Origin of the sequence: Terrimonas ginsenosidimutans, assembly GCF_022012415.1 — a bacterium.
GTDB classification, from domain to species: domain Bacteria; phylum Bacteroidota; class Bacteroidia; order Chitinophagales; family Chitinophagaceae; genus Terrimonas_A; species Terrimonas_A ginsenosidimutans.
Window position 1 is genome coordinate 345,204 of sequence record NZ_JAKLTR010000006.1, and the last position, 14,440, is coordinate 359,643.

A 14,440-nucleotide genomic window follows, 5' to 3' on the forward strand; every position below is an offset into this window, starting at 1 on the left:
TATTCTTTAAAGGTTAATGTAAGAAGGCTTTTGCGTCTGAATGCCGGCGTTCGTCTGCTTAACCTTGTTGTTCACTTTGTTTATTTCGAATTGCAATTGCTTCAGTATAGAGATCTTTTGCTGGTAGATCAGCATCAGTTCATCGAGACGTTCTGTTTTATCTTCTGATCTTATCAGTAATTGTTTCAGTTTTTCTTCATCTTTCTCGAGGTCCCTGAATTCCTTTTTAAAGAAGGAAAAATATTCAGGGTTTTCCGCATAGATAGGTTGAGTACGCAGCTTTTCCAGTTGGATGTCAAGCATGCTCGCATAACTGGCTTCTATGTTCTCAAATCCATACAAAGTGTCTGCCTTCTGCGAAAGTTTGTGCATTGCCTTTGAACTGTTAGCGTTTTTTTGCCTTGAAGCCGATAGGTGCGGAGTCTGCTCTGTTCTTTTCAGGGAGGTCTTTATTTCAGGTTTGTTTTTTCTGTGTGCGGGCGGGGCGGCCACTTCTTCCATGGGCGGCGGCTGTGAGGAAAGCTGCGCACTGTCAGGCATGTTAACTTCAGGTTGCTCATTCCTTGCGCTCAAACGTGGATCTGCTTCCCGTCCTGCGCCGGCTCTTGTATAAAAATAAACACCTGCTCCAATGGCTGCGACAATGCAGGCCGCTGCAAGCTGTTTCCAGAAGAGCGGGATCCGTTTTGGCGGATGAAGTGTTTGTTTCACTCCATTCCAAAGTGCGGGGGCCGGCTCATCCGTATCCAGTGAGTCGCGGTTTGCCTGCAAATATTTTTTGAATTCATCCATTGGTCTGAAGTTTTAAGATCCTCTCCTTTAAAAGTTGCCGCGCCCGGTGATACTGACTTTTGGAAGTTGATTCCGAAATGCCGAGTGCTGTGGCGATGTCTTTATGTGAATAATTTTCGATCACATACAGGTTGAATACAGTGCGGCAGGCTTGCGGCAGATCTTTGATCTGTTCATTTATCTTTTGAAAAGGGATCTCCCTGATCCAGTTGCCGGTATCATCTTCCGGCAGTTCATGATGATGATCTTCAAGATCCTGCCATCGAAGTTTTTGCCGGCTGTAACGGATGCATTCATTGACAACGATCCGTTTTAACCATCCGCCGAAGCTCGCTGCATCTTTTAACTGGCTGAGATTCCGGAAAGCCAGTACGAATGATTCCTGTAAAAGATCTTCTGCATCCTGCCTGCTGGCGGTCATGCGAAGGCAGATGTTATACATTGCTTTGGAAAATTGGTGGTATAGCAGGGCCTGGGCTTTTTCGTCGCCCGAGCCAGCCTGCTTTATTACCGCAATTAGTATGTTGGTTTCCGCCTTCAAAAAATGTGTTCAGTATTAGGAGAGTGAAGTTGGGAAAAGGTTGGAATCTGGCCACACAAATTTTTTAGAGACGCGGATTTCGCGAATGGGAGGGCGTAAACAGGAACGCAGGGGACGCGGCGATACGCGGCGGACGCGGCGAAATAGCTTAGGAACGCGGCGGACGCAGCGATACGCGGCGGACCGGCGAAATAGCTTAGGAGCGCGGCGGACGCGGCAAATCAGCTGCGGAAAGTATTGTATTTCGTTGCGCTCGCCGCGTATCGCCGCGTCCGCCGCGTTCTGTTTACGCCAACCAAGGCTAAAGACGCCTACCACTTCTTACCAAATCACCTTAATTTTAGCCCTCCAATCAACCGCTTATGAAATTTCTTTTCAGCATCCTTTGTTCCTTGACCTTACTCTCCGCCTCCGCTCAGAAGCTAAAGCCCGGTTTTGACCCGAAGGAATATGCAGAATTGTTATCGATCACTTTTCACCGCAGCAGCATTGCTGATTCAGTAGAACGCCGGTCGGTCAAAGACCCTTATACCAGCCTTTACCGTTCTACCGAACGCGGATTTTTGAACCTCTGGAGCCTCTATCTCCGAAATGATAACGTCGCGGTGATCGATATGCGGGGAACCATCAACCAAACAGCAAGCTGGCTGGCAAATTTTTATGCCGCCATGATCCCGGCCACAGGAAAACTCCAGCTGGATGACTCAACGACTTTCGAATATCAGCTGGCAGACGACCCACAGGCATCTGTGCATGTCGGCTGGACGATCTCACTGGGTTATCTCGCCCCTGAGATCATTCAGCAGATCAACACTCTTTACCGTGATAAACAGATCAAAGAATTCATCCTGATAGGCCATAGCCAGGGAGGCGCATTGACCACGCTGCTCCGCTCCTATCTCGAGTATGAAAAAAAGAAAGGACATATCCCGACCGACCTCGTCTTTAAAGCTTACGGCAGTGCCTCTCCCAAAGTAGGTGATATGCGCTATGCCTACGATTTTGATTTCATTACCCGCGGTGGATGGGCGTTCACTATTGTAAATTCGGCAGACTGGGTGCCTGAAACACCTTTTTCGATCCAAACCCTTGCAGATTTTCATTTGCCCAACCCGCTGGTGAATGTAAAAGACCAGCTGAAAAAACAAAGCTTTTTTATCCGGCTTGCCGGCGGGATGGTTTATAATAAACTGGAAAGAAAGCCAAGAAAAGCCCAGCGTAAAATGGAGAAATACCTTGGCCGGAAAATGTACAGGATGGCTATTAGAAAACAACTGCCCCAGTTAAAAGAGCCTGCCTATGTGCATGGCAGCAATTACATGAGGGCAGGTGTTCCTGTTATTCTGATGGCAGATGAAGAATACTATAAAACTTTTCCGCAGGACATGGACAAACCTTTTGCGAATCACATGTTCGCGGCATATTACTTCCTGCTGAAAAAACATTATTTGACCAGGTAATAACACCAGCGGAACAGACGTCCTTCAAAATCGAAAGGTGTTGTCGCCTTTGTAATATTTTTTAGCGATGATGCCTGGATCGATTTTTCATCCAGCACAAATGTTCTTGCGTTTGTGCTGAAGTAAAGCACGCCATCTTTTTTTAATGCGCGCATGCAATCATTGATCATGGAAACGTGATCCCGTTGAATGTCCAGTATGCCGTCCATCCGTTTGCTGTTGCTGAAGGTCGGGGGATCCATCACGATGATATCGTAATGATCTGCGGGAAGTGTTTTCAGATACTGCATTACATCCGTTTGCTCGAATCTGTATTTAGCCGGATCTTCAAATCCATTCATCACCATATTTCTTTCCGCCCACTTCAGATACGTGTTCGAGAGATCAGCGGTTACTACTTCACTGGCACCACCGGCTGCGGCATATACGGAAAATGATCCTGTATAAGCGAACAGGTTGAGTACCTTTTTACCCTCACTTTTATCCCGCACCATCTGGCGGGTGGTCCGGTGATCCAGGAACAAACCGGTATCGAGAAAATCGCTGAGATTGATGATGAACTGAAGGCTGTTCTCCGTTGCTACGAATTCATTCTGGGAAACATCCACGCGCTGATATTGTCCCAGTCTGCCGGGCTTGCGCTGGCGGAGTTTCAGGAAGATATTCTCCTTGTCCACCGAAAGCAATTCAGAAACCACCGTCAGCGTTTTCTCCATCCAGTTATCATGCTCCTCTTCGGACATATTGTGCCGGCGCTTATACTCGGCCACGTACAACTTATCATTATAAAACTCTATACAAAGCGGGAATTCCGGGAGATCATGGTCATAAACCCTGTAACAGCTCACTCCGAGGCGCCGCGCCTGCTTGCCCAGGTGTTTATAAACCTTTGTCAATCTGTTCCTGAACATCAGGAATTTTTCTTCTTCCACTCTTTGTATTTTTTTACGAAATTAGTGGTTTCCCGGAAAATGCTAAAATGTTTGGGAAAGGAGTGGAAGTTTAATAGTTTTATTGTTTAATAGTTTAAAAGTTACCATAACGGCAGGGTTCATGAATCAGCAGCGGGACTTAATACGTTGCTGATTTACCGCAAATCATTAAACCAATGAAGCAGCAAACTATAAAACTTTTAAACCTTTAAACTTTTAAACTTCTTAAAACTCGCTCACATGTACGCGGTGGTTGATATAGAGACGACAGGAGGATACGCTTCCGCGAATGGGATCACGGAGATCTGTATCCATCTTTTTGATGGGGAGAAGGTGGTGGATACATTCCAGTCGCTGGTCAATCCCTGTCAGCCTATACCCCGGTATATCCAGGCGATGACGGGCATTACGGATGAGATGGTGGAAGCAGCGCCGAAGTTTGAGGAGGTGGCGGAAGAAGTGTATTCGTTTTTGAAGGACCGTGTTTTTGTAGCACATAATGTGAATTTTGATCATTCATTTATCAAAGCGCATCTGCAGGCTGCTGGTTATGATCTTCAGGTGAAGAAGCTTTGTACGGTCAGGCTGAGCAGGAAGATCATTCCGGGACATGCATCTTATAGTTTGGGAAAGCTTTGCGATGCGCTTGAGATCAGGATCACCGGCCGGCACCGGGCAGGTGGTGATGCTACCGCAACGGCCATCCTGTTTGGGATGTTAATGCAGAAAGACAAAGAGTTCATCCTTAAAAGTCTTGGCAGGAATTCAAAAGAAAATGTTCTTCCTCCCAATGTGCCGAAAGAACATTTTGATCAGCTGCCCTATACTCCGGGGGTATACTATTTCCATAATGAAAAGGGAAAGATCATTTATGTGGGGAAAGCGAAGAATATACGATACAGGGTGAACAGTCATTTCAGCAATAACTCCGCCAGCAGGCAACGTCAGAATTTCCTGAAGCACACGTATGCGATCAGTTTTAAGTCGTGCGGCACAGAGTTGATGGCGCAGATCCTTGAATCTACAGAGATCAAGAAACTATGGCCGATGTTCAATTATTCGCAGAAGAGTGCGGAGAACATGTATGGGATTTTTATGTATGAAGACCGGAACGGTTATCATCGTCTGGCGATAGAAAGAAATAAAAAGCAGTTGCGGCCGGTTTATACGTTTCATTACCTGACTGAAGGCCATGCGATATTGCGAAAGCTGATCAAAGATCATCAGCTATGTCCGAAATTGTGTTTTATACAAACTTCAGGAGAGTGTGAGGGCATGCGGGAACATTACTGTCATGGGGCTTGTGAACATGCAGAAGATGCCTTAGCGTATAATGCGCGTGTCAGCTCCGCGATCGGATCATTATCGGGCATACAGGCCTCTTACATGATCATTGACCAGGGCCTGGGATCTTCGGAAAAATCTTGCATACTGGTGTGGGATGGAAAGTTTTATGGAATGGGGTATTTACCAACGGACATCACTGTGATGAATGCAGAATCATTGAAAGACCTGATCACTCCGTATAAGGAGAATCTTTTTATCAGGAACCTTGTGGCGTCTTATGCGGAGCGTTACCCGGATAAGGTGAAGTATTTTGAAGTTTGAGCATCGTAGTTCAGTATCGCAAAGGACGCAAAGAAACCGCAAAGGGCGCTAAGATTTTCTTTGCGTTCTCTGCGGTTTCTTTGCGTCCTTTGCGGTTTCTTTGCGTTCTCTGCGGTTTCTTAGCGTCCTTTGCGATACTCCCACGCCAGCCATTCGAAATCCTCACTCCTCGGCATTTGGGAGAATACCGCATGCACTTCCTCCAGCGGGAAAAATCTTTCTTCGATCTGATCAGTTCGAGATTGATCGTCACTTTATCTCCCAGGCGGATCTGTCTAAGGTGAAGTATTTTGAAGTTTGAGCATCGTAGTTCAGTATCGCAAAGGACGCAAAGAAACCGCAAAGGGCGCTAAGATTTTCTTTGCGTTCTCTGCGGTTTCTTTGCGTCCTTTGCGATACTCCTACGCCAGCCATTCGAAATCCTCACTCGTCGGCATTTGGGAGAATACCGCATGCACTTCCTCGGGAGGTGTTGCCAGCTTCCGGCGGGAAAGATCCAGCCATGCGCCATCAACAGTTATGATAGCGGCAACAGTATCTCCATTCTTCATGACGGTATGCCGGATAGACCAGCGGGAAAAATCTTTCTTCGATCTGATCAGTTCGAGATTGATCGTCACTTTATCTCCCAGGCGGATCTCTCTTTTGAATACGCATTCTTCCCGGAACAGGATCGGGCCGATCTGAAGGCGCTGCATGACGGCAGCAGTCAGGTTATGCTGCTCCAATGAGCTGATACGGCAAAAAGCGCCCCAATCGTAATAAACAGAATGACGCAGATGAAAATTAGGGTCGAGGTCAGACCAGCGGACCTGTACTTCCTGTATAAAATCTCCCATAGTTGTTGACTTTTACGGCCTTGCGAAATTAACGATTGGCGCTTCGAAATACGGGCCGGAGCCGTTATTTTTGCTGCTCTAATAGAAAACTTATGAAGCAAATTGCCTTGTCCGCACTCGTGTTAACAATCGCCGCCAGCGTGTCGGCTCAAACTACAAAACCCAAGACGCCAGCAAAACCGGCGGCTAAGCCAGGTACTGCCAAACCCGCTGCCAGGCCAGCAGCAACCCTTACTTCATTAAAAAATCAAACCGATTCTGCCAGCTATGCAATGGGTGTCAGCCTGGCGAGTTTTTATAAATCACAGGGATTCTCCAACATTAATTCAAGCATCGTTTCCAAAGCGATCAATGATGTAATGGGCAGCAAAACGCTTATCCTTGACGAAATGGCCTGCAACATGGTAATGAACCAGATCATGACCGATATGCAGACATCAAAGTCAAAGCCCAATATTGAAAAAGGCGAGGCTTTCCTCCGTCAGAATAAAACAAAAGCAGGGGTTAAAACTACTGCCAGCGGTCTGCAATATGAGGTTGTTACAGAAGGAACAGGCGCCAAACCATCTGCGGCAGACAGCGTAACTGTGAACTATCGCGGTACCTTGATAGACGGATCAGAATTTGACAACTCATACAAAAGAGGCGAACCTATTACCTTTCCGCTGAACCGGGTGATCCAGGGCTGGACAGAAGGCGTTCAACTGATGTCCGTTGGCTCCAAATACAAATTCTATATCCCTCATACACTCGGATACGATATGCGTGATACACCAACCATTCCTGCAGGATCAGTGCTGGTGTTTGAAGTGGAGTTGCTGGATGTGAAGAAAGCGCAGTAGGAGAAATGATGGCCGATGATCGATGGCCGATGGCCGGGCTCCGCGCCTGGATAAATAATTAAAACAAAGACGCCTTCTGATTTTAGAAGGCGTCTTTGTTTTAGTAATATTTCAAATCGCGGAGCCCGGCCATCGGCCATCGATCATCGGCCATCGTCTCTCAATGGAGTCTCTCCTCCACCCACCCCATTGCCTTATGCAATTGCTGTTCCTGCGTGATGTTTGTATTGTCGAGGATGAGTGCATCTTCTGCCTGGCGAAGGGGGCTTACTTCGCGGTGAGAGTCAATATAGTCTCTCATCTCGAGGTTGGACTTTACCTCTTCGATGGTGATGTTTGGATTCTTTTCGTAAAGTTCTTTAAAGCGCCGTTCAACGCGGACGGCGTTATCGGCAGTCATGAAGATCTTGAGTTCGGCTTTGGGGAAGACAACGGTACCAATGTCACGTCCATCCATGACAATACCTTTTTTCCTGCCCATTTTCTGTTGTTGTGCTACAGCGAACGTACGGACTTCGCGGATGGCAGCAACGTCGCTGACCTTTTCGGCCACGACGAGATCGCGAATGACATACTCCACGTTTTCGTCATTCAGGAACATTTCACTGCTTTGTGCTTTTTCATTGAAATGGAAATCGAGATGAATTTCCTTTAAGGCGTCTTCCACCTGTTTGGTATCTGTCCAGTCGATATGATTTCTCAAAAAATAAAGTGTAATCGCGCGGTACATAGCGCCGCTGTCTACATAAACATATCCGAGTTTTTTGGCGAGTTGTTTAGCGAGAGTGCTTTTGCCGCAACTGGACCAGCCGTCGATAGTGATGATGATTTTTTTTGCCACAGGGCAAAGCTAATAGGTTATTGCTGAAAATGGGATAGTGGGGAATATTTTTTGTTAGATGGCCTATGCTGTTAATGACTGGAGAAGAAGTATCGCAGAGTGCGCTAAGAAACACGCAGAGACCGCTAAGTTTTTCTTTGCGTTCCTTGCGCTTTCTTAGCGCACTCTGCGATACTTCTTCTCCAATAAAGCCTGGAGGAACTTCCCCGTTCCAGGTACCCCGGTATCAATCTGCAGAATCAGAAAGTAGACCCATAAAAAAAGGAGCACTCTCGTGCTCCTTTAAACTTTATCTGTTCAAGCTTACGCTTTCGATTTTGTTTCTGCTTTCTTGAAAGAGAACTTCAATTTGCTCGTCTCTTTATCCAGATCAGCTTCCAGGATATCACCTGCTTTCACATTCATGTTCAGGATCTCTTCTGCCAGAGGATCTTCCAGGTATTTCTGGATGGCCCTGTGCAGCGGACGCGCACCAAATGCAGAATCATATCCTTTGTCAGCAATGAACGACTTCGCTTCTTCAGTCAGCGACAGGCTGAATCCAAGATTCGCCAGACGCTTCATTACACCTTTCATCAGGATGTCGATGATGCTGAAGATATTGTCTTTGGTCAGGCTGTTGAAGATCACGACGTCATCGATACGGTTAAGGAACTCAGGAGAGAACGTACGCTTCAGTGCCTTTTCGATCACTGCTTTGTTCGCTTCGTCTTCATGCTCCATTTTCGATTGGGTAGTGAAACCAACACCAGAACCGAAGTCCTTCAGTTGTCTTACTCCAATATTCGATGTCATAATGATCAGCGTATTCTTGAAGTCTACCTTACGTCCGAGGCCATCAGTGAGCTGTCCATCGTCCAGCACCTGCAGCAGGATATTGTAGATATCCGGGTGAGCTTTCTCGATCTCATCAAGAAGGATCACGCTGTAAGGTTTGCGACGAACGCGTTCAGTCAGCTGACCACCTTCTTCGTAACCAACATATCCGGGAGGTGCACCGATCAAACGGCTCACGGTGAATTTCTCCATGTATTCACTCATATCGATACGAACGAGCGCATCTTCAGAGTCGAACATATAGCGGGCGAGTGCCCGTGCCAGCTCGGTTTTACCAACACCGGTAGGACCAAGGAAGATGAAGGTACCAATTGGTTTCTTCGGATCTTTCAGACCAACCCGGTTACGCTGGATGGCTTTCACCACTTTGCTGATCGCTTCGTCCTGGCCGATCACCATGCCGCGCATATCTTCTGTCATCTTACGCAGCTTCTCGGTTTCCGCCTGAACCATGCGTTTAACAGGAATGCCGGTCATCATGCTCACTACTTCAGCGATAGCTTCTTCATCGATCGGGTAGCGTTTGTGCTTGCTTTCTTCTTCCCAGTCGTTCTTCGCCTTGTCCAGATCTTCCGCCAGTTTCTTTTCCGTGTCACGGAGAGAAGCAGCTTCTTCAAACTTCTGGCTTTTTACGACCTTGTTCTTTTCATTCTTCACATCTTCGATCTTCTTCTCCAGATCAACGATGTTCTGAGGAACATTGATATTTTTCAGGTGAACACGGGCACCTACTTCATCCATCACGTCGATGGCTTTATCAGGCAACAGGCGGTCAGTGATATAACGGTCGCTAAGTTTAACGCAAGCGTCAATTGCTTCTTCGTTATAGGTTACGTTATGATAATCCTCGTATTTGGATTTGATATTGTTGAGGATCTGAATGGTCTCATCCACGCTTGGCGGATCAACCATTACTTTCTGGAAACGACGGTCAAGTGCACCATCTTTCTCTATGTACATACGGTACTCATCTAATGTAGAGGCACCGATGCACTGCAGTTCGCCACGGGCGAGTGCTGGTTTAAAGATGTTGCTGGCATCCAGGGATCCGCTTGCGCCACCCGCACCAACAATGGTATGCAATTCATCAATGAAGAGGATCACGTCACGGTTCTTCTCGAGTTCGTTCATGATCGCTTTCATACGTTCTTCGAACTGACCACGATACTTGGTACCCGCAACGAGTGCGGCAAGATCGAGGGAGATCACACGCTTATCAAACAACACGCGGGATACTTTGCGTTGAACGATGCGGAGGGCAAGGCCTTCCACGATCGCTGTTTTACCAACACCGGGTTCACCGATAAGGATCGGGTTGTTCTTTTTACGGCGCGACAGGATCTGTGACACCCTTTCAATCTCAGACTCACGTCCTACGATCGGATCAAGTGTGCCCATTTCCGCGAGCTTGGTTATATCGCGACCGAAATTATCCAGTACAGGTGTTTTGCTTTTCGCATTACCCGCCTGCTTGGATCCTTTCTGTGCGGAATATTTCTTTTCATCCTCGAAATCATCTTCGTTTTCATCGGTAAACTCGGCGCGGGGGTCATTGGATTTTACAATACCCAGCTCCTGTCTGAACAGATCGTAGTCCACGTCAAACTGATTTAAGATTTGTGTAGCGATGTTTTCTTTGTTCTTTAGAATGGAAAGCATCAGGTGCTCTGTTTCAACCGTTGTGCTTTTCAGCGCTTTCGCTTCCAAAACGGTTACCCTGATCACTTTCTCGGCCTGTTTGGTCAAAGGCAGGCTGTTAATGTTCGCGATATTCTTTCCTGTTTTATCCTTAACGGCCAGCTCGATTTCTTTTCTTAGCTCGTATAAGTCGACATTAAAACTTTTGAGAATACGGACGGCCGTGTTGTCTCCCTCCCGGATCAAACCGAGCAGGAGATGTTCGGTACCAATAAAATCATTCCCCAATCTCAGTGCTTCTTCCCTGCTGAATGAAATGATCTCCTTTACCTGGGCTGAAAAATTATTATCCATTTTTAGGTAATTGGTTGTTATACAATATTAACAAATTAATTCGGAATCCTGATTCCCTACATTTATAAACGAAATGTTGATAATTTAAGTTGCTGGGAAAGGCTAAAATTTTGCTATTTGCCCGGTCAAGAATCTAAATTTACGTTATGCAGGTCAAAATAGATACCAAAGAGAAATTTCATGCCATCACGGTGACGGGGCCAGAACTTTCTGCTGTTATGACAGAAGAACTGGGGAATACCTTACTCCCGTACCTGCAAAATGACGGGCAGGAGCCGGGTGCGCACGTCAAAAATGTTGTGTTAATACTCAATGATATCCAGCAATTGGACCTGGAAGCAGCCGGCAAGCTCGTTGAACTCCAGCAAAAGTTCTATGAAAATAGCGCTTCTTTCGTGATCTGCGGACTTCAGAAAGACGTAGAAGAATTCCTCGATAAAAATGAACTTTTAGAGCTGATGAATGTTACGCCGACCGAAAGCGAAGCCTGGGATATTGTGCAAATGGAAGAGATTGAGAGGGAGTTGCTGGATGGAGATGAAGGGTAAATGGTTTAAGAGTTTAAAAGTTTAAGGGTGTAAAAGTTTAACAGTTTAACAGTTTAAGGGTTTAAGGTTTCTGGCGATGACCTAAATGGATATGAGATTCAAGGGAAGCGACGGATCTCAAAAAACTATTAAACTTTTAAACTATTAAACTTAAGGGTTTAAAAGTTTAAGGTTTCTGGCGATGACCTAAATGGATATGAGATTCAACGGAAGCGACGGATCTCAAAAAACTATTAAACCTTTAAACTATTAAACTATTAAACTTTTAAACTTCTCTTCTCTTCTCTTCTCTTCTCTTCCCCTCCCTCACTTCGAAACTAATGAGTGCATGATCTCCCCCGATACAATGCTTTTTCTGGAAGAACGTTTGTCGCAGGTGTTTGAGCGAACGATTCAGATAGCGGGCGCCAGACCGGTTTCGGGTGGCTCTATTAATGTTGCGTTTCTGCTGCACACATCTACGGGTGAGTTTTTTTTCCTGAAAGTGAATGACCCTGAACTTTATCCCGGATTATTCGGAAAGGAAAGGCTTGGTCTGATGAGTATACCTGTCCGAACGCCGAACGTTTTGGTGGAAGAAATATCCGGGCTTCATCAGTTGCTGGTAATGGAATGGATCCCATCCGGGAGCAGGACGGAAAGATTCTGGGAGAACTTCGGACAGGCGCTGGCTGGCATGCACCAGATAACGGGTCCGGGGTTTGGGCTGAACTACGACAACTACATGGGCTCTTTGCCACAGATCAATGAATGGCGGGAAACATGGGTCGATTTTTTCCGCGAACAACGTTTGGAACGACAAGCGAAGCTTGCCACTGATACCGGCCTCCTGCCGAAGCGGTGGCTGAAAAACCTGGAAGGGCTGTATTACGAACTGCCGTCTATTTTTCCTGAAGAAAAACCCTCCCTGGTACATGGCGATCTGTGGAGTGGAAATTTCATCTGCGACCAACAGGAAATGCCTGTATTGATCGATCCGGCGATCTATTACGGGCACCGGAGTGTCGATCTAGCGATGACAACCTTGTTTGGAAGATTTCATCCGCGGTTTTATGAAGCCTATCATGCGCATTTCCGTTTGCCGGAGAATTATGAACAGCAATGGGAGATCGCCAATCTTTATCCGCTGCTGATCCATTTGAATCTGTTCGGAGGCAGTTACCTGGAGAGCGTAACTGAGACGTTGAAACAGTTCTAACATATTGCGCTTCGCGATAGCTCATGCCGCACTTAAAGATAAATTGCCAACTCATCGGGAAGTGATGCCTATCACCCGCCTTCTTCTGCGTCGCAGCTTTGCATCATTGTAATTCATTAAAACAAAAACAATGAAAACGACGTACAATACAAAAACATTAATGGTGTAGAGATCTTTTACAGGGAAGCTGGCGATAAGAACAAACCCACACTGATATTGCTGCGCGGATATTGCCAGTGCCGATCCTGCGAAAGTGGATTCACTGATCATTCAGAATGGTTGCGCTTATGAAGAAGGCCTTGAAGCATTCTGGGATCCGATCAAAGCTTACTGGAAAAACATTCATGATAAAGAGGCAGAAAGCGGAGCAAGCCTGATCCAGGTATTGCGCTGCCGGGATTGACCGGGCAGCGCAATACCTGTTTTGTAAGTATATTGGTAGTATGGAACACGATGAAATTTACATGAGACGTTGCCTGGAACTGGCGGCGATGGCAAAGTCGCGCGGAAGGACGGCTGTGGGAGCCATCATAGTAAGAGGCCATGAGATCATTGCGGAAGGAGTGGAATCTTCTGAGGAATTTCCTGCGATGATCGCGCATGCGGAGATCGTGGCACTGATCAGGGCCTCAGATATAACGGGAACAAAGGATCTCAACGGATGCGTGATGTATACGACGGTTGAGCCATGTTTTATGTGTAGTTTTTTGATCAGGGAAACAAAGATCGCAGAAGTGGTATATGGAGTTGCAGCGGGGCAGATCGGCGGGACAAACCCGGAGATGCCGCTGCTGACGACAGATAAGATCGGGAGATGGGGAGTGATGGTAAACCTGAGGGGCGGAGTGTTGGAGCAGGAATGTGCGGCAATGTTAAAGAGATCGTAGGATAATTGGGAACGCCTCAGCACTTTTGAAGACAGAGTCCCGCCGCCGTATCGCGAAGTGTACGAAGGTCCGCAAACGCAAGGGATACGACTGTTCAGATCAGGGTGCCGGGGGAGACAATATTGGCGCCCTTCCCTGCTTTCCCGGCGGCTGTTGTGATATATATCGTTAAAACCCTTTCCTTTGCATTTTAATGTATGCTAGCTGTAACGATCCTTGGAAATAACTCTGCCGTACCGGCTTTCGACCGTCATCCCACCAGCCAGGTTGTGACTCATGACGGGGTGAACTATCTTGTCGATTGTGGAGAAGGTACGCAGATCCAGATGATCAACTACAAGATCCGCCGCGGTAAGATCTCCCATATATTCATCTCCCATCTTCATGGTGATCACTATTTCGGCCTGGTTGGGCTGTTGAACTCTTTTGGCCTGTTAGGTCACCAGCAGGAATTGCATGTGTACGCACCTTCACCATTACAGGAGATCATCGAAATGCAATTGCGTGTTGCCGATACAAGACTTTGCTATCAGCTGCATTTCCATACTATCAGTGGCGAAGCATTGCTTGTGGATAATGAGAAGATCGAGATCCGTTGCTTTCCTACACAACACAGGATCGAATGTTACGGCTTCACCTTTCGCGAAAAAAGAAAACCAAGAAAGCTGATCCTGGACAGTGTGAAGCAGAATAATGTACCGCTGCATTTTTATGATAACCTGAAAGACGGGGAAGACTTTATTACCTCTGCCGGTGAAGTGATCAGGAATGAATGGGTAACTACTGCTGCACCAAAAGGGAAAAGCTATGCCTTTTGTGCAGACACCAGATATTTTGAACCGATCATCGATCATATCAGGGATACGGATATGATCTACCATGAAACCACCTACCTGGATAATTTGCGTGAAAGGGCGTTTGAGCGCTTTCATTCTACTTCCAAACAAGCGGCATTGATCGCAAAGAAGGCGAATGTAAAAAGATTACTGATTGGTCACTTCAGTAGTAAGTATGATACGCTTGAAGAGTTTGAAAAAGAAGCGAGAGATGTTTTCCCTAATACGGATCTTGCGTTGGAAGGAGTTACGTACCGGATCTGAATGGCGTAAAGGAACGCGGCGGA

Annotated in this window: 14 protein-coding genes; 8 read left to right on the forward strand and 6 right to left on the reverse strand. The window is 46.6% G+C overall.

The features are described from left to right. Positions 1 to 6 precede the first annotated feature (6 nt). Positions 7 to 792, reverse strand: a complete 786-nt coding sequence (locus LZZ85_RS11970; RefSeq protein WP_237871946.1) for a hypothetical protein — start codon at positions 790 to 792, stop codon at positions 7 to 9. Further along, positions 785 to 1,333 carry an RNA polymerase sigma factor gene (locus tag LZZ85_RS11975; RefSeq protein WP_237871948.1) on the reverse strand — a complete coding sequence of 183 codons (549 nt, stop codon included), beginning with the start codon at positions 1,331 to 1,333 and terminating at the stop codon, positions 785 to 787. The genes LZZ85_RS11970 and LZZ85_RS11975 overlap by 8 nt, the downstream gene beginning before the upstream one ends. Before the next feature lie 362 nt (positions 1,334 to 1,695). Here LZZ85_RS11975 and LZZ85_RS11980 point away from each other — a divergent pair, with 362 nt between their 5' ends. Next, positions 1,696 to 2,793 carry a lipase family protein gene (locus LZZ85_RS11980; protein WP_237871950.1) on the forward strand — a complete coding sequence of 366 codons (1,098 nt, stop codon included), beginning with the start codon at positions 1,696 to 1,698 and terminating at the stop codon, positions 2,791 to 2,793. Here LZZ85_RS11980 and LZZ85_RS11985 read toward each other — a convergent pair. Further along, positions 2,778 to 3,725: a class I SAM-dependent methyltransferase gene (locus LZZ85_RS11985; RefSeq protein ID WP_237871952.1), complete on the reverse strand. Its 948-nt coding sequence runs from the start codon at positions 3,723 to 3,725 to the stop codon at positions 2,778 to 2,780. The two genes, LZZ85_RS11980 and LZZ85_RS11985, sit on opposite strands and share 16 nt — an antisense overlap. A 240-nt stretch (positions 3,726 to 3,965) precedes the next feature. On the opposite strand from LZZ85_RS11985, the gene LZZ85_RS11990 reads away from it, so the two are divergent. Then, positions 3,966 to 5,333 (forward strand): exonuclease domain-containing protein, encoded by a 1,368-nt coding sequence (locus LZZ85_RS11990; protein WP_237871954.1) that lies wholly within the window; start codon positions 3,966 to 3,968, stop codon positions 5,331 to 5,333. 401 nt (positions 5,334 to 5,734) lie between these two features. Here the strand turns inward: LZZ85_RS11990 and LZZ85_RS11995 are convergent, their stop codons facing one another. Next, positions 5,735 to 6,172 (reverse strand): acyl-CoA thioesterase, encoded by a 438-nt coding sequence (locus LZZ85_RS11995; protein ID WP_237871956.1) that lies wholly within the window; start codon positions 6,170 to 6,172, stop codon positions 5,735 to 5,737. A 92-nt stretch (positions 6,173 to 6,264) separates the two neighbouring features. Here LZZ85_RS11995 and bamJ point away from each other — a divergent pair, with 92 nt between their 5' ends. Continuing rightward, positions 6,265 to 7,014, forward strand: a complete 750-nt coding sequence (bamJ, locus tag LZZ85_RS12000; protein ID WP_237871958.1) for a BamJ family beta-barrel-assembly machinery protein — start codon at positions 6,265 to 6,267, stop codon at positions 7,012 to 7,014. Between the two features lie 160 nt (positions 7,015 to 7,174). On the opposite strand, the gene cmk is transcribed toward bamJ, so the two are convergent. Continuing rightward, entirely contained in the window at positions 7,175 to 7,855 is a 681-nt protein-coding gene (gene cmk, locus LZZ85_RS12005) for a (d)CMP kinase (protein WP_237871960.1), read from the reverse strand. Between the two features lie 303 nt (positions 7,856 to 8,158). Next, the gene (locus tag LZZ85_RS12010) at positions 8,159 to 10,684 is read right to left on the reverse strand and encodes an ATP-dependent Clp protease ATP-binding subunit (RefSeq protein WP_237871962.1); all 2,526 of its coding nucleotides are present in this window, start codon (positions 10,682 to 10,684) and stop codon (positions 8,159 to 8,161) included. Positions 10,685 to 10,830: 146 nt separating this feature from the next. Between LZZ85_RS12010 and LZZ85_RS12015 the strand changes: the two genes are divergently transcribed. The 5 genes from LZZ85_RS12015 to LZZ85_RS12035 all read left to right on the forward strand — a co-directional run bounded on the left by LZZ85_RS12015 (position 10,831) and on the right by LZZ85_RS12035 (position 14,417). Next, positions 10,831 to 11,232: an STAS domain-containing protein gene (locus LZZ85_RS12015; protein ID WP_237871964.1), complete on the forward strand. Its 402-nt coding sequence runs from the start codon at positions 10,831 to 10,833 to the stop codon at positions 11,230 to 11,232. Positions 11,233 to 11,560: 328 nt separating this feature from the next. Next, positions 11,561 to 12,430, forward strand: coding sequence for a fructosamine kinase family protein (locus LZZ85_RS12020; protein ID WP_237871965.1), 870 nt, complete (start codon positions 11,561 to 11,563; stop codon positions 12,428 to 12,430). 253 nt (positions 12,431 to 12,683) lie between these two features. Next, positions 12,684 to 12,833, forward strand: a complete 150-nt coding sequence (locus LZZ85_RS12025; protein WP_237871966.1) for a hypothetical protein — start codon at positions 12,684 to 12,686, stop codon at positions 12,831 to 12,833. Between the two features lie 40 nt (positions 12,834 to 12,873). After that, positions 12,874 to 13,317 carry a nucleoside deaminase gene (locus tag LZZ85_RS12030; protein WP_255724080.1) on the forward strand — a complete coding sequence of 148 codons (444 nt, stop codon included), beginning with the start codon at positions 12,874 to 12,876 and terminating at the stop codon, positions 13,315 to 13,317. A gap of 197 nt (positions 13,318 to 13,514) precedes the next feature. Next, a complete protein-coding gene (locus LZZ85_RS12035; protein ID WP_237871968.1) occupies positions 13,515 to 14,417 on the forward strand; it encodes a ribonuclease Z in 903 nt (300 codons plus the stop codon). The last annotated feature ends 23 nt before the right edge of the window (positions 14,418 to 14,440 follow it).